The 18,898-nt window shown below is 69.6% G+C and carries 15 protein-coding genes; all 15 read left to right on the top strand.

What is annotated here, in order from left to right; translation table 11 throughout:
- Positions 1-38: 38 nt before the first annotated feature.
- The 15 genes from secE to fusA all read left to right on the top strand — a co-directional run bounded on the left by secE (position 39) and on the right by fusA (position 18,705).
- Positions 39-443 (top strand): preprotein translocase subunit SecE, encoded by a 405-nt coding sequence (secE, locus tag O7613_RS21940; protein WP_282289774.1) that lies wholly within the window; start codon positions 39-41, stop codon positions 441-443.
- A 35-nt stretch (positions 444-478) separates the two neighbouring features.
- Positions 479-1,201, top strand: coding sequence for a transcription termination/antitermination protein NusG (nusG, locus tag O7613_RS21935; protein WP_091065737.1), 723 nt, complete (start codon positions 479-481; stop codon positions 1,199-1,201).
- Positions 1,202-1,351: 150 nt separating this feature from the next.
- Positions 1,352-1,783 (top strand): 50S ribosomal protein L11, encoded by a 432-nt coding sequence (rplK, locus tag O7613_RS21930; protein ID WP_091065740.1) that lies wholly within the window; start codon positions 1,352-1,354, stop codon positions 1,781-1,783.
- Between the two features lie 83 nt (positions 1,784-1,866).
- Positions 1,867-2,583, top strand: coding sequence for a 50S ribosomal protein L1 (rplA, locus tag O7613_RS21925; protein WP_281586596.1), 717 nt, complete (start codon positions 1,867-1,869; stop codon positions 2,581-2,583).
- Positions 2,584-2,663: 80 nt separating this feature from the next.
- A complete protein-coding gene (locus O7613_RS21920) occupies positions 2,664-3,650 on the top strand; it encodes an ATP-binding cassette domain-containing protein (RefSeq protein WP_282289773.1) in 987 nt (328 codons plus the stop codon).
- Positions 3,647-4,339 carry a hypothetical protein gene (locus tag O7613_RS21915; RefSeq protein ID WP_282289772.1) on the top strand — a complete coding sequence of 231 codons (693 nt, stop codon included), beginning with the start codon at positions 3,647-3,649 and terminating at the stop codon, positions 4,337-4,339. Before O7613_RS21920 ends, O7613_RS21915 begins: the two co-directional genes overlap by 4 nt.
- A gap of 320 nt (positions 4,340-4,659) precedes the next feature.
- Positions 4,660-5,208: a 50S ribosomal protein L10 gene (rplJ, locus tag O7613_RS21910; RefSeq protein WP_281586599.1), complete on the top strand. Its 549-nt coding sequence runs from the start codon at positions 4,660-4,662 to the stop codon at positions 5,206-5,208.
- A 53-nt stretch (positions 5,209-5,261) separates the two neighbouring features.
- Positions 5,262-5,651 (top strand): 50S ribosomal protein L7/L12, encoded by a 390-nt coding sequence (gene rplL, locus O7613_RS21905; protein ID WP_281586600.1) that lies wholly within the window; start codon positions 5,262-5,264, stop codon positions 5,649-5,651.
- Positions 5,652-6,226: 575 nt separating this feature from the next.
- The gene (locus O7613_RS21900; RefSeq protein WP_281586601.1) at positions 6,227-9,658 is read left to right on the top strand and encodes a DNA-directed RNA polymerase subunit beta; all 3,432 of its coding nucleotides are present in this window, start codon (positions 6,227-6,229) and stop codon (positions 9,656-9,658) included.
- An 80-nt stretch (positions 9,659-9,738) separates the two neighbouring features.
- Positions 9,739-13,626 carry a DNA-directed RNA polymerase subunit beta' gene (locus O7613_RS21895; RefSeq protein ID WP_281586602.1) on the top strand — a complete coding sequence of 1,296 codons (3,888 nt, stop codon included), beginning with the start codon at positions 9,739-9,741 and terminating at the stop codon, positions 13,624-13,626.
- A gap of 177 nt (positions 13,627-13,803) precedes the next feature.
- The gene (locus O7613_RS21890; RefSeq protein ID WP_281586603.1) at positions 13,804-14,172 is read left to right on the top strand and encodes a hypothetical protein; all 369 of its coding nucleotides are present in this window, start codon (positions 13,804-13,806) and stop codon (positions 14,170-14,172) included.
- 647 nt (positions 14,173-14,819) lie between these two features.
- Positions 14,820-15,200, top strand: coding sequence for a hypothetical protein (locus O7613_RS21885; protein ID WP_281590077.1), 381 nt, complete (start codon positions 14,820-14,822; stop codon positions 15,198-15,200).
- 485 nt (positions 15,201-15,685) lie between these two features.
- Positions 15,686-16,060, top strand: coding sequence for a 30S ribosomal protein S12 (rpsL, locus tag O7613_RS21880; protein WP_007465318.1), 375 nt, complete (start codon positions 15,686-15,688; stop codon positions 16,058-16,060).
- A gap of 1 nt (position 16,061) precedes the next feature.
- Positions 16,062-16,532, top strand: a complete 471-nt coding sequence (gene rpsG / locus O7613_RS21875) for a 30S ribosomal protein S7 (RefSeq protein ID WP_077938296.1) — start codon at positions 16,062-16,064, stop codon at positions 16,530-16,532.
- 76 nt (positions 16,533-16,608) lie between these two features.
- On the top strand, positions 16,609-18,705 hold the full coding sequence (fusA, locus tag O7613_RS21870; RefSeq protein ID WP_281586604.1) for an elongation factor G: 2,097 nt from the start codon (positions 16,609-16,611) through the stop codon (positions 18,703-18,705).
- Positions 18,706-18,898: the final 193 nt, after the last annotated feature.

Below are 18,898 nucleotides of genomic sequence, written 5' to 3'. Positions count from 1 at the left end.
GCCCGGCGTGCGACCCCATACCCCGCACGGAGGGCGAAGTGGCCGAGAAGAAGCGGCGCGGCGAGGACGACGGCGACGAGCGTCTGAACGACGACGCGACTGTCGACGACGTGGCCGACGACGACGTGGCCGACGATGCCGCCGACGCGGACGAGCCGGTCTCCCGGGGCGGCACGGCGACCCGCAAGCGGGCGCACGCCGAGCCCGCCGAGGGCCGGAAGACCCGTAAGGACACCGAGCGGATCGGGCTCTTCGCCCGCATCGCGCGGTTCTTCCGCGAGGTCGTGGCCGAGCTGCGTAAGGTCATCTGGCCGACCCGCAAGGAGCTGCTGACCTACACGGCCGTGGTGGTCACCTTCGTCGCGGTGATGCTGGCGATCGTGGCCGGCCTGGACTACGGCTTCGCCAAGGCGGTGCTGTGGGTCTTCGGCAACCCCAGCTGACCTGCGGACAGCGATACTGACGGAAGTGAGCGAGCGTGCCTGAGTACGACGAGACCGCCGAGACCCCGGACGAGCAGTCCGCGGTGGCGACGGCGGACAGCAACGAGTCGGTCGAGGCCGCCAGCGAGCCGGAGTTCCCGACCACCGAGCCGGCCCCGGACGAGGACTTCGATCCGGTGGCCGAGCTGCGCCAGAAGCTGCGCTACGCGCCCGGTGACTGGTACGTGGTGCACTCGTACGCCGGCTACGAGAACAAGGTCAAGACCAACCTCGAGACCCGGATCACGTCCCTCGACATGGAGGACTACATCTACCAGGTCGAGGTCCCGACCCGGGAAGAGGTCGAGGTCAAGAACGGCAAGCGGTCGCAGGTCCAGGCGAAGGTCTTCCCGGGCTACATCCTGGTCCGGATGGAGCTGACCGCCGAGTCCTACTCCTGCGTCCGGAACACCCCGGGGGTCACCGGCTTCGTCGGCGCCACCGACCGGGCCGACCGGCCGGCGCCGTTGAGCCTCGACGAGGTGCTCAAGTGGCTCGCCCCGGCGGTCGAGACCGAGCAGAAGAAGGCGAAGCCCGAGGTCAAGGTCCTCGACTTCGAGGTCGGCGACTCGGTCACCGTCACCGACGGCGCGTTCGCGTCGCTGCCGGCGACGATCAGCGAGATCAACGCCGATCAGCAGAAGCTCAAGGTGCTGGTGTCGATCTTCGGCCGGGAGACGCCGGTCGAGCTGAACTTCAACCAGGTCGCCAAGATCTGACGTACGTCCGCACCGGCGGTCGGCCTTCGCGGGCCGGCCGCCGGTGTCGCGTCGGACTGCGCTACTCTTGAACGTCGGCCGTCCGCACCGCGCTGACCGTGCGCGCCCGCGGGCGGCGGAAAATCCCGGTTCCAAGCCCCAGGAAGAGACATGCCTCCGAAGAAGAAGCTCGTCAAGACGTTCACGCTTCAGCTGCCGGCGGGCCAGGCCACCCCGGCGCCGCCGGTCGGCCCAGCGCTCGGCCAGCACGGCGTGAACATCATGGAGTTCTGCAAGTCCTACAACGCGCAGACCGAGTCCCAGCGGGGCGACGTCGTCCCCGCCGAGATCAGCGTCTACGAGGACCGCACCTTCACCTTCGTGCTGAAGACCCCGCCCGCCGCCCGGCTGCTGATCAAGGCCGCCGGCGTGCAGAAGGGCTCGGGCGTCCCGCACAAGGAGAAGGTCGGCTCGGTCACCCGCGCCCAGCTGCGCGAGATCGCCGAGAAGAAGATGGCGGACCTCAACGCCAACGACATCGACCAGGCCGAGAAGATCATCGCCGGCACCGCCCGGTCGATGGGCCTGACCGTCGCCGACTGATCTCGCTCCACCGCTCCACCCGATCCGTTCGTGGGAGGGCCGCGATGCCGCGCGCCCGCCAGAGACCACAGGAGTCACCAGAAATGCAGCGCAGCAAGAGCTACCGCAAGGCCGCCGAGGTCATCGACCGGTCCAAGCTCTACGCCCCCGCCGAGGCCGTCAAGCTGGCCAAGGAGAACACCAACGTCAAGTTCGACGCCACGGTCGAGGTCGCGATGCGCCTCGGCGTCGACCCCCGCAAGGCGGACCAGATGGTCCGCGGCACGGTCAACCTGCCGCACGGCACCGGTAAGACCGCCCGCGTGATCGTCTTCGCCGCCGGCGCGAAGGCCGAGGAGGCCGCCGCGGCGGGTGCGGACGAGGTGGGCACCGACGAGCTGGTCGCCCGGATCCAGGGTGGTTGGCTGGACTTCGACGCGGCGATCGCCACGCCGGACCAGATGGCCAAGATCGGCCGGATCGCGCGGATCCTGGGCCCGCGCGGCCTGATGCCGAACCCGAAGACCGGCACCGTGACCATGGACGTCACCAAGGCGGTCGCGGACATCAAGGGTGGCAAGATCACCTTCCGGGTGGACAAGCACTCCAACCTGCACCTGATCATCGGCAAGGCCTCCTTCTCCGAGACCCAGCTGGTGGACAACTACGCCGCGGTGCTGGACGAGGTGCTCCGCGCCAAGCCGTCCGCGGCCAAGGGCACCTACCTCCGGAAGGTCACCCTGACCACCACCATGGGCCCGGGCGTCCCGGTCGACCCGAAGGTGGTCAAGAACCTCCAGGAGGGCTCGGCCGAGGGCTGAGCACGCGCTTCCCGGACGGGGCCCCGCCACCACGCCGTGGCGGGGCCCCGTCCGTCTGTCCGATGTGGCAGGCTCGGCGCATGCGGTTCGACGGGGTATGGCTCCGCTACCACAGGCGCGGTCCCTGGGTGCTGCGGCAGGTCGACGCGGCGATCGGCCCGGGTGACGTCGTGGTCGTGCTCGGCCGCAACGGAGCGGGCAAGTCCACGCTGCTCCAGCTCGCCGCCGGGGTGTTGCGTCCGGGCCGGGGCCGGGTGGTCGACCGGCCGGCCACCGTCGGGTGGGTGCCCGAGCGGTTCCCGGCCGACCAGCCGTTCACCGTCGGGGCCTACCTGGCCGCGATGGGTCGCGTCGCCGGCCTGTCCGGGCCCGCCGCCGACCGGGCGGTGCGTCACTGGGTGGAACGGCTGGGCCTGACCCGGTTCCACGACGTGCGCCTGCCGCAGCTGTCGAAGGGCACCGCCCAGAAGGTCGGCCTGGCGCAGGCGCTGTTGCGCCCGCCCGGCCTGCTTGTGCTCGACGAACCCTGGGAAGGGCTGGACGCGGCAGCCCGCGAGTTGGTCCCCGAGATGATCGGCGAGGTGTTGGCGGGCGGCGGTGCGGTGCTGGTCAGCGACCACCGGGGGGAGACCGTCCGTCTGCCCGGCGCCCGGCAGTGGTCGGTCGCCGACGGCACGCTGGCCGAGGCGGCGTCGTCCGGGGGCGCGGCCGTCGCCGTGGTCGAGCTGGCGGTGCCGGCCGCGCGGCTCGCCACCACCGTCGCCCGCCTGCGCGCCGACGGCCATCAGATTCTTCGGGTACGCGACCACGCCGTCCCCGCCGCAGCCACGTCCCCGGAGCCGGCGCTCGCCGATCCGCCGGGCGGCCCGGCCGAGGCGCCGACGGGCGTCCCCACGTCGTCGGGCGGCCCGGCTGAGGCTTCGTCTGGCGCTTCGTCCGGGGCTTCGTCGGGCAACCCGGGCGGCGAAACGCCGTCCGCCGGCCTGGCGCCGGGTGACGATCCGGCCGGGGCAACACCGGCCGTCCGGACCGGCCGGGACGGGACGACGTCGGAGGTGACCCGGTGATCGCCCTGGTGCGGTTGCGGCTGGCCGGCTTCGTGCAGACCGGGCGGGTGCTGGCACCGATGCTTGCCGGCCTCTTCGCCCTGGGCATTCTCTACGGCGGCGGTGGCGGGGGCCGGCCCGCGGGGGTCTACGGCGTCTCCGCGGTGGTGATCTTCCCGGTGCTGGCCTGGCAGACCAAGATCCTGCTGGACGTCGAACCCGACGTGCAGCGCCGGTTGGCCCGGGTCGTCATCGGGCCGGTCCGGGAACGGGTGGCCGGCCTGCTCGCGGCGTTCGTCGCCGGGCTCGTCCTGGTGCTGCTCGCGTTGGCGATGCCGTGGCCGCTCGGCGCGGTGTCGCTGGAGAGCGGGCCGGAGGGCCGGTCGGCTCTCGTCGGGGTGGCGCTCGGCGTCTGGGCGCACCTGCTCGGGTTGCCGGCCGCGGTGGCTCTCGGCGCGCTGGCCAGCCGGGCGATCACCCGCAGCGCCGGTTACGGCGCGGCCGTGCTGGCGGTCGGGCTGGTCGGGGTGGTGGTGTGCGGGCTGTCCGGCTCGGTGGTGCCGTGGCTGGTCCCACCGGTGATGGCGACCGCGCGGGCGGTCAACGAGCCGATCGCTGCCGGCACCGGCCTGCTGCTCACCGGCTGGGCGGCGCTCTGGACCGTGGTGGTGCTGGCCGGCTACGCCTGGGGGCGGCGCGACCGAGCCTGATCAGGCGGGTGACCGGGAGCACCCGCAGACGATTTGGCGCTCCGGCTCACGTCACGTAACCTGGTGCGGTAGTTCCACCCAAAGACCGCTGGTCACCGTGCCTCGGCACGGTCGAAGGTCCCGCGACGACGGGCGACCCGCGCAGGGCGGCAAGCGAAACTCGGTGTCACGCACGGTCCGCCGACTGTGCCCCATGATCCCGGCCCTCGCCCCGTGCGCCCCGCGCCGGGGCTCTTTCGTTGTTCACGGTCCCTCCGCCGCCGTCGCGAGCCTCCGCTCGTCGCCGGCGAGCCAGCTCCGAGCAACGAGAGAGGAGGGACATGGCGGACAAGCCGATCCGGGCCGACAAGGCCACGGCCGTCTCCGAGCTGACCGAGAGCTTCCGCTCGTCGGGAGCCACCGTGCTCACCGAGTACCGCGGGCTCACGGTTTCGCAGCTCACTCAGCTGCGGCGCACGCTCGGCAAGGAGACCAGCTACACGGTCGCGAAGAACACGCTGGCCAAGCGTGCCGCGGCCGATGCGGGCATCTCCGGCCTCGACGAGCTGTTCACCGGTCCTACCGCGCTGACTTTCGTTTCGGGCGACGTCGTCGAGGCGGCGAAGGGGCTTCGCGACTTCGCGAAGGCCAACCCGAAGCTCGTCATCAAGGGCGGTGTCTTCGAGGGCAAGGCCATTTCCGCGGCCGAGGTCACGAAGCTCGCCGATCTGGAGTCCCGCGAGGTGCTGCTGGCCAAGCTGGCCGGCGCCATGAAGGGCAACCTGAGCAAGGCCGCGGCCCTGTTCCAGGCCCCGCTCTCCAAGGCCGCCCGCGCGGCGGCCGCCCTGGCGGACAAGAAGCGCGAGCAGGAGGGCGCCGAGGCGGCCTGAGGCCGCACGGCGCACCACATTCTTAGTTTCCACTTGCAGAAAGGACGCCAGACATGGCGAAGCTCAGCACCGACGAGCTGCTTGACGCGTTCAAGGAGATGACGCTGATCGAGCTCTCCGAGTTCGTGAAGCAGTTCGAGGAGACCTTCGAGGTCACCGCCGCCGCTCCGGTCGCGGTTGCCGCGGCCGGCGGCGCCGGTGGCGCCGCCGCCGCTCCGGCGGAGGAGGAGAAGGACGAGTTCGACGTCATCCTCGACGCCGACGGTGGCAAGAAGATCCAGGTCATCAAGGTCGTTCGCGAGCTGACCGGCCTGGGCCTCAAGGAGGCCAAGGACCTGGTCGAGGCCGCTCCGAAGGCCATCCTGGAGAAGGCCAACAAGGAGACCGCCGAGAAGGCGAAGGCGAAGCTCGAGGGCGAGGGCGCCAAGGTCACCCTCAAGTGACCTCGGTTTGACCTGAGGCGCGCTTCCGGCTCACGTGAGCCGGGGCACACCGCGTCGCGGCGGGCGGTGATCCGGAACCGGATCACCGCCCGCCGTGTTCGTGCCGGCCGGCGTCACCGGTGTGAGCAGGGCGTACAGGATCCTCGCACCGATTTCCCAGCGACCCGGGGCAGGTCGTCCCGTCGGGGGAAAGACACCCCGAGCGGTAACCGGCCCTTGACGCGACACGGCCCGGCAGGCACGCTGACATCAGCAAGACCTTCCGCGCTTGCAACGGCCGCCACTCGGGTAAAGGCAACGGCAGCACCGCCGCCGCGGCACCCGGGCGGACCGGCAGGAGCGTCGCGTTCCGAGCGGCCCGGTGGACCCGGTTTTTCCGAGGTTCCAGGGCTTGTTCCGCGACGACCTGCGGGGTGGGCTGGACAGCGGTTAGCCTCTCGGCTACACTGCTAGTTTGCGCTGCCTTCCGACTTGACCCCTGCTCGGAAATGTCCGATTGTGGATATTTCTGGTGGGGTCATTGGAGTGCACGCGTACCAGCCGTTCTGCAGCACCGGTCCTCGGAAGGACGCATCTTGGCAGCTTCCCGCCCTGCGAAGACCAGTCGTACGTCGAGCGCTTTCGCGCCCCGCCGAGTTTCTTTCGGTCGGATCACCGAACACCTCGAGGTCCCCAACCTCCTCGCCATTCAGAACGAGTCCTTCGACTGGCTCGTCGGCAACGAGGCTTGGCAGGGCCGGTCGGCGGACGACCCGCACGCACGCTCGGGTCTCGCGGAGATCCTCGACGAGATCAGTCCCATTGAGGACTTCTCCGGCACCATGTCGCTGTCCTTCTCCGCTCCGCGCTTCGACGAGGTCAAGGCCTCGATCGAGGAGTGCAAGGAGAAGGACCTGACCTACTGCGCGCCGCTGTTCGTGACCGCGGAGTTCACCAACAACACCACTGGCGAGATCAAGAGCCAGACGGTGTTCATGGGTGACTTCCCGATGATGACGCCGAAGGGCACCTTCATCATCAACGGCACCGAGCGCGTCGTGGTCAGCCAGCTCGTCCGCTCGCCGGGCGTCTACTTCGACAAGCAGCCGGACAAGACCTCCGACCGCGACCTCTCCAGCGTCAAGGTCATCCCGAGTCGGGGTGCCTGGCTGGAGTTCGACATCGACAAGCGCGACACGGTCGGCGTACGCATCGACCGCAAGCGCCGGCAGGCCGTCACCGTCCTGCTGAAGGCCATCGGGTGGTCCGCGGAGCGCATCCGCGAGAAGTTCGGCTGGTCCGAGCTCATGATGACCACCCTGGAGAAGGACCACATCGCCGGCCAGGACGAGGCGTTGCTGGACATCTACCGGAAGCTCCGTCCTGGCGAGCCGCCGACCCGGGAGAACGCCCAGACCCTGCTCGACAACCTCTTCTTCAACCCGAAGCGGTACGACGTCGCGAAGGTCGGGCGCTACAAGTTCAACAAGAAGCTCGAAGTCGACGTGCCGATGAACACCGGCACGCTGACCGAGGACGACATCGTCGCCACCGTGGAATACCTCTGCCGGCTGCACGCCGGTGAGGAGGGCTACGAGGCCGACGACATCGACCACTTCGGCAACCGTCGCCTGCGCACCGTGGGCGAGCTGATCCAGAACCAGGTCCGGGTGGGTCTCTCCCGGATGGAGCGGGTCGTCCGCGAGCGGATGACCACCCAGGACGTCGAGGCGATCACGCCGCAGACCCTGATCAACATCCGCCCGGTGGTGGCGGCGATCAAGGAGTTCTTCGGCACGTCGCAGCTGTCCCAGTTCATGGACCAGACCAACCCGCTGGCGGGTCTGACCCACCGGCGCCGGCTGAGCGCGCTCGGCCCGGGTGGTCTGTCCCGTGAGCGGGCCGGCTTCGAGGTCCGCGACGTGCACCCGTCCCACTACGGCCGGATGTGCCCGATCGAGACGCCGGAAGGCCCGAACATCGGCCTGATCGGCGCGCTCTCCACCTTCGCCCGGGTCAACCCGTTCGGCTTCATCGAGACGCCGTACCGGAAGGTCATCGACGGTCGGGTCACCGACCAGATCGACTACCTGACCGCGGACGAGGAGGACCGGTTCGTCAAGGCGCAGGCCAACGCGCCGCTGCGGTCGGACGGCACGTTCGCCGAGGATCGCGTCCTGGTCCGCCGTAAGGGCGGCGAGACCGAGGACGTGGCGCCCGGGGCCGTGGACTACATGGACGTGTCGCCGCGGCAGATGACCTCGGTCGCCACCGCGATGATCCCGTTCCTGGAGCACGACGACGCCAACCGCGCGCTCATGGGCGCGAACATGCAGCGTCAGGCGGTGCCGCTGGTCAAGGCCGAGGCTCCGCTCGTCGGTACGGGCATGGAATACCGTGCGGCCGTGGACGCCGGCGACGTGGTCGTCGCCGAGGTCGGCGGTGTGGTCGAGGACCTCTGCGCGGACTACATCACCGTCCACCAGGACGACGGCCACCGCCGGACGTACCTGCTGCACAAGTTCCGCCGCTCCAACGCCGGCTCCTGCGTCAACCAGAAGCCGGTCGTCTTCGAGGGCGACCGCGTCGAGGCCGGCCAGGTCGTCGCCGACGGTCCGTGCACCGACGAGGGCGAGATGGCGCTCGGACGCAACCTGCTGGTGGCGTTCATGTGCTGGGAGGGCCACAACTACGAGGACGCGATCATCCTGTCGCAGCGCCTCGTGCAGCAGGACGTGCTCACCTCGATCCACATCGAGGAGCACGAGGTCGACGCCCGGGACACCAAGCTCGGCCCGGAGGAGATCACCCGCGACATCCCGAACGTCAGCGAGGAGATGCTCGCCGACCTCGACGAGCGCGGCATCATCCGGATCGGCGCCGAGGTCGTCCCCGGTGACATCCTGGTCGGCAAGGTCACGCCGAAGGGCGAGACCGAGCTGACCCCGGAGGAGCGGCTGCTTCGCGCGATCTTCGGGGAGAAGGCGCGCGAGGTCCGTGACACCTCGCTGAAGGTGCCGCACGGCGAGACCGGCACGGTCATCGGCGTACGCACCTTCTCCCGCGAGGACGGCGACGAGCTGCCCCCGGGCGTGAACGAGCTGGTGCGGGTCTACGTGGCCCAGAAGCGCAAGATCCAGGACGGTGACAAGCTCGCGGGCCGCCACGGCAACAAGGGCGTCATCTCCAAGATCCTGCCGATCGAGGACATGCCGTTCCTGGAGGACGGCACCCCGGTCGACATCGTGCTGAACCCGCTCGGCGTGCCGTCCCGGATGAACATCGGCCAGGTCCTGGAGACCCACCTCGGGTGGGTGGCCAAGACCGGCTGGAGCGTCGACGGTGACGACGAGGAGTGGAAGCGCCAGCTCCGCTCGATCAACGCGCACGAGTCCGAGCCGGACACCAACGTGGCCACTCCGGTCTTCGACGGTGCCCGCGAGGAGGAGATCTCCGGTCTGCTGGCGTCGACCCGGCCCAACCGGGACGGCAACCAGCTGATCGGGCGCACCGGCAAGGCGCAGCTGTTCGACGGTCGTTCCGGCGAGCCGTTGCCCGACCCGATCGCGGTCGGCTACGTCTACATCCTGAAGCTCAACCACCTGGTCGACGACAAGATCCACGCCCGCTCGACCGGTCCGTACTCGATGATCACGCAGCAGCCGCTGGGTGGTAAGGCGCAGTTCGGTGGCCAGCGCTTCGGCGAGATGGAGTGCTGGGCCATGCAGGCGTACGGCGCCGCCTACGCCCTCCAGGAGCTGCTGACCATCAAGTCCGACGACGTCCTCGGCCGGGTCAAGGTCTACGAGGCCATCGTCAAGGGCGAGAACATCCCCGAGCCGGGCATCCCGGAGTCGTTCAAGGTGCTGCTCAAGGAGCTGCAGTCGCTGTGCCTCAACGTCGAGGTGCTCTCCAGCGACGGTGTGGCCCTGGAGATGCGCGAGACCGACGACGAGGTGTTCCGGGCGGCGGAGGAGCTGGGCATCGACCTGTCCCGGCGCGAGCCGAGCTCGGTCGAAGAGGTCTGAGGCGGTGAGTCGGGGGTCGGCTGGCCGGCCCCCGCTCCCGCCCGTTAGCTAGCAGTACAGACGACGACATAGGGGACATAGTGCTCGACGTCAACTTCTTCGACGAGCTGCGCATCGGTCTCGCCACCGCCGACGACATCCGTCAGTGGTCCCACGGCGAGGTCAAGAAGCCCGAGACCATCAACTACCGCACCCTGAAGCCGGAGAAGGACGGGCTCTTCTGCGAGAAGATCTTCGGTCCGCAGCGGGACTGGGAGTGCTACTGCGGTAAGTACAAGCGGGTCCGCTTCAAGGGCATCATCTGCGAGCGCTGCGGCGTCGAGGTGACCCGCTCCAAGGTGCGCCGGGAGCGGATGGGTCACATCGAGCTGGCCGCTCCGGTGACCCACATCTGGTACTTCAAGGGCGTGCCGAGCCGGCTGGGCTACCTGCTGGACCTCGCCCCGAAGGACCTCGAAAAGATCATTTACTTCGCCTCGTACGTCGTGACGAGCGTGGACGCCGACGCGCGTCACCGCGACCTCTCGACCATCGAGAACGAGATCCTGGCCGAGAAGCGGCAGTCCGAGAACAGCCGCGACTCGGAGATCGAGAAGCGTGCCGCCAAGCTCGAGGCCGACCTGGCCGAGCTGGAGGCCGAGGGCGCGAAGGCGGACGTCCGGCGCAAGGTCAAGGAGGGCGGAGAGCGCGAGATGCGCCAGATCCGCGACCGGGCCCAGCGCGAGATCGACCGCCTCGACGAGGTCCTCGACACCTTCCGCAAGCTGGAGCCGAAGCAGCTGGTCACCGACGAGCTGCTCTACCGCGAGCTGCGGGACCGCTTCGGTGAGTACTTCACCGGCAGCATGGGCGCCGAGGCCATCAAGGCGCTGGTCCAGAACATGGACCTCACCGCCGAGGCGGAGAACCTGCGCGAGACCATCCGCTCCGGCAAGGGCCAGCGGAAGATCCGTGCGCTCAAGCGCCTGAAGGTCGTCGCGGCGTTCCAGAACACCCGGAACTCGCCGCTCGGCATGGTCCTCGACTGTGTCCCGGTCATCCCGCCGGACCTGCGCCCGATGGTGCAGCTCGACGGTGGCCGCTTCGCGACGTCCGACCTGAACGACCTCTACCGTCGCGTGATCAACCGGAACAACCGCCTCAAGCGGCTGATCGACCTCGGCGCGCCCGAGATCATCGTCAACAACGAGAAGCGGATGCTCCAGGAGGCCGTCGACGCGCTGTTCGACAACGGCCGTCGCGGTCGTCCGGTCACCGGCCCGGGTAACCGGCCGCTGAAGTCGCTCTCCGACATGCTCAAGGGCAAGCAGGGCCGGTTCCGCCAGAACCTGCTCGGCAAGCGCGTCGACTACTCCGGCCGTTCGGTCATCGTGGTCGGCCCGAAGCTCAAGCTGCACCAGTGCGGCCTGCCCAAGCAGATGGCGCTGGAGCTGTTCAAGCCGTTCGTGATGAAGCGGCTGGTCGACCTCAACCACGCGCAGAACATCAAGTCCGCCAAGCGGATGGTCGAGCGGCAGCGGCCGGTCGTGTGGGACGTGCTGGAAGAGGTCATCGGCGAGCACCCGGTCCTGCTGAACCGGGCGCCCACCCTGCACCGCCTGGGTATCCAGGCCTTCGAGCCGCAGCTGGTCGAGGGCAAGGCGATCCAGATCCACCCGCTGGTCTGCACCGCGTTCAACGCCGACTTCGACGGTGACCAGATGGCGGTCCACGTGCCGCTGTCCGCCGAGGCCCAGGCCGAGGCGCGGATCCTGATGCTGTCGTCGAACAACATCCTCAAGCCGGCCGACGGCAAGCCGGTCACCATGCCCACCCAGGACATGGTCATCGGTCTCTACCACCTCACCCACCTCACTCCGGGTGGCACGGGCGAGGGCCGGGCGTTCAGCTCCGACGCCGAGGCGCGGATGGCGTACGACAACGGCGAGCTGCACCTGCAGACCCCGGTCAAGATCCGGCTGCACGACGTGATCGGTGTCGACAACGGCGCCGGCGCGCAGCCGTGGACCGCGCCCGAGGGCTGGGTCGAGGGCGAGCCGGTGACGGTGGAGACCACCCTGGGCCGGGTCCTGTTCAACGAGACGCTGCCCCCGGGCTACCGCTTCGTGAACTACGAGATCCGCAAGGGGCAGCTCTCCGCGATCGTCAACGACCTCGCCGAGCGCTTCCCGAAGGTGGCCCTGGCGGCCACCCTGGACGGGCTCAAGGAGGCCGGCTTCCACTGGGCCACCTGGTCCGGCGTCACCATCGGCATGGAGGACGTCATCGCTCCGCCGCGCAAGCGGGAGATCCTGGAGCGGTACGAGAAGGAAGCCGACCGGATCGACAAGCAGTACCAGCGTGGTCTGATGACCGCCGAGGAGCGTCGCGGCGAGCTCATCGAGATCTGGACCAAGGCGACGAACGAGGTCGCCAAGGAGATGGACACCGCGCTGCCGCAGGAGAACCCGCTGTGGAAGATGATCAACTCGGGTGCCCGCGGTAACCTGCTCCAGCTCCGGCAGATCGCGGCGATCCGTGGTCTGGTGGCCAACCCGAAGGGCGAGATCATCCCGCGGCCGATCAAGGCCTCGTACCGGGAGGGTCTCTCCGTGCTGGAATACTTCATCTCCACGCACGGCGCCCGGAAGGGCCTCGCGGACACCGCCCTGCGTACCGCCGACTCGGGCTACCTGACCCGGCGTCTGGTGGACGTCTCGCAGGACGTCATCATCCGCGAGGAGGACTGCGGCACCGACCGGGCCATCCCGATGCAGATCGGTGAGCAGCTGGACGGCAAGCTGGTCGTGCACGAGCACGCCGAGACCAGCGTGCACGCCCGGACGCTCGCCGACGACATCAAGGGGCCGGACGGCACCGTGGTGGCCCACCGTGGCCAGGACATCAACTCCATCGGCGTCGACGCCATCGTCGCCGCCGGGGTGGAGACGGTCCGGGTGCGCAGCGTGCTCACCTGCGAGTCGAAGCTGGGCGTCTGCGGTGCGTGCTACGGCCGCTCGCTGCCGACCGGCAAGACCGTGGACGTCGGCGAGGCGGTCGGCATCATCGCCGCCCAGTCGATCGGTGAGCCCGGTACGCAGCTGACCATGCGTACCTTCCACACCGGCGGTGTCGCGGGTGAGGACATCACCCAGGGTCTGCCCCGTGTGCAGGAGATCTTCGAGGCCCGGGTGCCGAAGGGTAAGGCGCCCATCGCCGACACCCCCGGCCGGATCCGGATCGAGGACGGCGAGCGGTCCCGCAAGATCGTGGTCATCCCGGACGACGGCAGCGACGAGATCGTCTACGACAAGATCTCCAAGCGGGTCCGGCTCCGGGCGCACGACGGCGACCACGTCGAGGTCGGCGAGAAGCTCACCGAGGGCACCATCGACCCGCACGAGCTGCTGCGCATCCTCGGCCCGCGTGCGGTCCAGGTCCACCTGACCCAGGAGGTCCAGGAGGTCTACCGCTCGCAGGGTGTGCTCATCCACGACAAGCACATCGAGATCATCATCCGGCAGATGCTCAAGCGGGTGACGGTCATCGACTCCGGCTCGACCGAGTTCCTGCCGGGCGTGCTGGTCGACCGGGCGCTGTTCGAGTCGGAGAACCGCCGGCTCGTCGGCGAGGGTGGCGAGCCCGCCGCCGGTCGTCCGGTGCTGATGGGTATCACCAAGGCCTCGCTGGCCACGGACTCCTGGCTGTCGGCGGCCTCCTTCCAGGAGACCACCCGGGTGCTGACGGACGCGGCGATCCACGCCCGCAGCGACTCGCTGATCGGCCTCAAGGAGAACGTGATCATCGGTAAGCTCATCCCGGCCGGTACGGGCATCAGCAAGTACCGCAACGTCCGGGTCGAGCCGACCGAGGAGGCGAAGGCCAAGGTCTACTCGATGACCGGCTACCCGGAGACCGACTACGGCTTCGGGCCGGCCAGCGGCCAGGCGGTGCCGCTTGACGACTTCGACTTCGGGTCGTACCGCTAAACCGCACGAACGACGAGGCCCCCGGCATCCGCCGGGGGCCTCGTCGCGTTCCGGCGGGTCTTGATCCACTCCAGTACGGCGAGGTGGTGGGGTCAATGCGCCCCGGAACCCGCCACCTCGGCGGGCTGGTGTGGATCACCGAATCAGGCCGCCCGGGTGGGAGGCATGATGGAAAGCATGACGACCGTGCCCGGGCAGGTGCCCGTCGTGCCGCAGGCGCACCGCCATCCGCACGACCCGGAGCCGGTCCGCTCCACGAAGGCCCGCGCCGTCTTCGCGCTCGGCCTGATCGGTGCGTTGACCGGCCTCTTCGTCGGCGGGGTGGTGCCGTCGACGATCGCGCTCACGCTGGTCCGGCAGGCCCGCCGGGAGGCGTACGCGTCGGGGGGTTACCTGACCGGCGCGGACCGGCTGCGCCGCGGCGAGCGGCTGGCCCAGGTGGGCCTGGTGCTCGCCGCCGTCGCCCTGGTGGCCGCGGTGGTGATCGGGGTGGTCCGGCACGCCGACGCCTCGTTCGGGCACGACTTCGCCCCGAACATCGACTGACCGGGTGGGGGAGCGGGCTCCGCGCCGGCCACCCGGCGGTGACCCGCGACGGTAGCCTGGCCGGTGTCCGCCGCACGGCGGGTGACCATGGACAGGAGGACCCCGTGACGGAACCGGCTGCGCCGGGCGGCGACCCGACCCGCCCCGGCGCCGGGGCGGACCCCGCCGTGTCCCCGCGGGACCCGGCTCCGACCAGCCCGTGGGCGCCCCCGCCGGCCGCCGGCGGGCGCGTCGACTCGGCCGCCGGCGAGCGCGTCGACTCGCCGGTCGGGGAGCGTGCCGCCCCGGTTGGCGGGGAGCCAGCCGGTCCGGCCGGCGGAGAGTGGGAACGCGCCGACCGGGCTGGCGGGCCGGTGTCCGGGCCGCCCGGCCCTCGGCCGCCGGCGGGACCGTACCCTCCGGCGGTGCACCCTCCGGCGGTGCACCAGCAGCCGTCCGGGCCGGGTGCGCCGCCGTACCACCCGGGGCAGCCCGGGCACGGCGGGCTCGGGGCGTACCCGGTCAGCGGACCTGGCCACGGCGGTGGGTGGGGGACGCCGGGGAGCGGACCTGGCCACGGCGGTGGGTGGGGGACGCCGGGGAACGCGCCCGGCGGCGGGCCGGTGCTCCCGCCGCCTCCGCCCGAGGCACCCCGGCCGCCGAAGCGGGTGGACGCGGTGCCGGGTACCCCGTTCGGGGTGGTCCATCTCGACGTGCCGCCGGTCACCTCCGGGCTGGCCATCGGCTCGTTGATCGCCGGGATCGCCTCGATCCTGGTGTCGCTGCTGGTCTTCTGCTTCGGCATCGCGGGTCCGAACTACGGCGGCGCCTGGGCGGCGGGCGCCTTCACCGTGCTCGGCGCGCTCGGTGGGGTCGGGGCGATCGTGGCCTGGTTCTTCGCCCGGCGGCAGATCCGGCGGCCGGCGCCGCCGCCCGCGGTCCGGTTCACCGGCACCGGCCTGGCCGTGGCCGGGCTCAGCTGCGGCGCGGTCGGACTGCTGCTGAGTGTGATCGGGCTCGGGCTGGCCCTGGTGGTGCAGATCACGTGAGAACCGCTGGGGGATTCGTCGTTGTTCTGCGGAATGTCCTGCGTCGTCGGACCCGGGGCGTGTCCGGGCCGCCGGGCCGTACGCCGGATCAGCCGGTACACTTGCCACCGTAGGTGCCTGTCGGGGGCGTAACGGCGATCCGGAAGCCGGCCGGCGGGGCTGCGGAGCAGTCCCGACGAACCGTTCCGTTTTGACCGGCGCGCCTGTGGTGGGTACTCTTTCCCCTTGCGCCCGGGCTCGCCCGGGCAATGCGTGCGTGCGCTGGAGCCGGTCATCCCGGTGATCGCGTGGTCGCACCACCAAGACCAAAGATCCCGGGACGACGCGCGAGCGGCCGGCACGGGACCGTGACTCGGGCGACACGCCCGACCGCGGGTGCTGGGGTCCATGTGGCCCCGGTCGAAATGTAGGAGAGCCGTCCATCAGGCCGGCTAGAGCAGACGGCGCGGTCGCCTCGCAGCGGCCGAAGGGAGCGGAGAAACCCGGTGCCCACCATTCAGCAGCTGGTCCGGAAGGGCCGACAGGCCAAGACGACCAAGACCAAGACCCCGGCGCTCAAGGGGTCTCCCCAGCGGCGCGGCGTGTGCACCCGCGTGTACACCACCACTCCCAAGAAGCCGAACTCGGCGCTGCGCAAGGTCGCTCGCGTCAAGCTCAGCAGCCAGATCGAGGTGACCGCCTACATCCCGGGCGTCGGCCACAACCTGCAGGAGCACTCGATCGTGCTCGTGCGTGGCGGCCGTGTGAAGGACCTCCCCGGCGTGCGGTACAAGATCGTTCGCGGCTCGCTGGACACCCAGGGTGTCCGCAACCGCAAGCAGGCTCGCAGCCGTTACGGCGCGAAGAAGGAGAAGAGCTGACATGCCGCGTAAGGGACCCGCTCCGCGGAAGCCGCTGGTCGCTGACCCGGTGTACAACTCGCCGCTGGTCACCCAGCTGGTGAACAAGATCCTGCTGCGCGGCAAGCGTCAGCTCGCCGAGCGCATCGTGTACGCCGCCCTGGAGGGCTGCCGCGAGAAGTCCGGCACCGACCCCGTCGTCACGCTCAAGCGCGCGATGGACAACGTGAAGCCGACCCTCGAGGTGCGTAGCCGCCGTGTCGGTGGCGCCACCTACCAGGTTCCGGTCGAGGTCCGTCCGGCCCGCGCGACCACCCTCGGTCTGCGCTGGCTGGTGACCTACTCCCGGGCCCGGCGTGAGAAGACGATGATCGAGCGGCTGATGAACGAGCTGCTGGACGCGAGCAACGGCCTCGGTGCCGCCGTCAAGCGGCGCGAGGACACGCACAAGATGGCCGAGTCCAACAAGGCCTTCGCGCACTACCGCTGGTAACACCTGAGGTTCCGGCGCCCACGAGGCGCCGGAACCGCCACCAGTTGTGTCGAGACGACGATAAGTAGGGATTGAAGTGGCCGCCGCAGACGCGCTCGCCAACGTACGCAACATCGGCATCATGGCGCACATCGATGCCGGTAAGACCACTACCACCGAGCGAATCCTGTTCTACACCGGCATCACGTACAAGATCGGTGAGGTCCACGAGGGCGCCGCCGTCATGGACTGGATGGAGCAGGAGCAGGAGCGCGGTATCACCATCACTTCCGCCGCCACGAAGTGCGAGTGGAAGGGCCACACGATCCAGATCATCGACACGCCCGGTCACGTCGACTTCACGGTCGAGGTCGAGCGGTCGCTGCGTGTCCTGGACGGTGCGGTCGCCGTGTACGACGGCGTGGCCGGTGTGGAGCCGCAGACGGAGAACGTCTGGCGCCAGGCGGACAAGTACAGCGTCCCGCGCATGTGCTTCGTCAACAAGCTGGACCGGACCGGCGCCGACTTCTTCCGCTGCGTGCAGATGATGATCGACCGGCTCAACGCCACCCCGCTGGTGCTCCAGATCCCGATCGGCCTGGAGGGCGACCACATCGGCGTCGTCGACCTGGTCGGCATGCGCGCCCTCACCTGGCGCGGGGAGACCCAGAAGGGTGAGGACTACGCGATCGAGGAGATCCCGGCCGAGCTGGCCGACTCCGCGGCCGAGTGGCGCGAGAAGCTGATGGAGACCCTGGCCGACGTCGACGACGCGGTGATGGAGAAGTACCTGGAGGGCGAGGAGATCTCCACCGAGGAGATCAAGGCCGCCATCCGGCGCGCCACCATCGCCAGCAAGGCCAACCCGGTGCTCTGCGGCTCGGCGTTCAAGAACAAGGGCGTCCAGCCGATGCTCGACGCCGTCATCGACTACCTGCCGTCGCCGCTGGACGTGCCGGCGATCGAGGGTACGGCCACCGACGGCGAGACCCCGATGCTGCGGAAGCCGTCCACCTCCGAGCCGTTCTCCGGCCTGGCGTTCAAGATCCAGACCGACAAGCACCTCGGCAAGCTCACCTACGTCCGGGTCTACTCCGGCGTGGTCGAGACCGGTACCCAGGTGGTCAACTCCACCAAGGACCGCAAGGAGCGCATCGGCAAGATCTACCAGATGCACGCCAACAAGCGGGAGGAGCGCAGCTCCGCCAAGGCCGGCGACATCATCGCGGTCCAGGGTCTCAAGCAGACCACCACCGGCGACACGCTCTGCGACTCGGCGAACCCGGTCATCCTGGAGTCGATGACCTTCCCGGAGCCGGTCATCGAGGTGGCCATCGAGCCGAAGACCAAGGCCGACCAGGAGAAGCTCAGCACCGCCATCCAGAAGCTCGCCGAGGAGGACCCGACGTTCCGGGTCAAGCTCGACGACCAGACCGGTCAGACGGTCATCTCCGGCATGGGCGAGCTGCACCTGGACATCATGGTCGACCGGATGCGCCGCGAGTTCAACGTCGAGGCGAACTTCGGCAAGCCGCAGGTGGCGTACCGCGAGACCATCCGCCGCAAGGTGGACAAGATCGAGTACACCCACAAGAAGCAGACCGGTGGCTCCGGTCAGTACGCCCGCGTCATCGTGAGCGTCGAGCCGCTGCCGCTTGGCAACGACTCGCCGACCTACGAGTTCGCGAACGCCGTCACCGGTGGTCGCATCCCCCGGGAGTTCATCCCGTCGGTGGACGCGGGCGCCCAGGACGCCATGCAGTACGGCATCCTCGCCGGCTTCCCGCTTGTGGGTCTCAAGCTGACGCTGCTGGACGGGCAGTACCACGAGGTCGACTCGTCCGAGATGGCGTTCAAGATCGCCGGTTCGATGGTGATGAAGGAGGCGGCCCGCAAGGCCGACCCCGCACTGCTCGAGCCGATGATGGCCGTTGAGGTCACCACTCCTGAGGAGAACATGGGTGACGTCATCGGCGACCTCAACTCCCGTCGGGGCATCATCCAGGCGATGGAGGAGCGCAGCGGCGCTCGCGTCGTCCGGGCTCTGGTGCCGCTGTCGGAGATGTTCGGCTACGTCGGCGACCTGCGGTCGAAGACCCAGGGCCGGGCTAGCTACAGCATGCAGTTCGACTCCTACGCCGAAGTGCCGCAGAGCGTGGCGAAGGAGATCATCGCCAAGGCGACGGGTGAGTGACGCTCACCTGAGCCGGCGGAGATGATCCGAGGGCGGTCGCGGGAGGGTGCTCCCGCCCGCGGCCACCTCGGTCGGGTTGTGTGAATCCGGGCCTGTAGGCTTCATCGCCGCAGAACCCACAAAGGCTCTCCGGCCGTCAGGCCGGAAAGGCTGTCGACAGAGTCCTACGCGCCGACCGGCGCACCGGGGCGAA

Origin of the sequence: Micromonospora sp. WMMD975, assembly GCF_029581215.1 — a bacterium.
GTDB lineage: Bacteria > Actinomycetota > Actinomycetes > Mycobacteriales > Micromonosporaceae > Micromonospora.
This window is presented reverse-complemented; position numbering and strand designations above follow the sequence as displayed.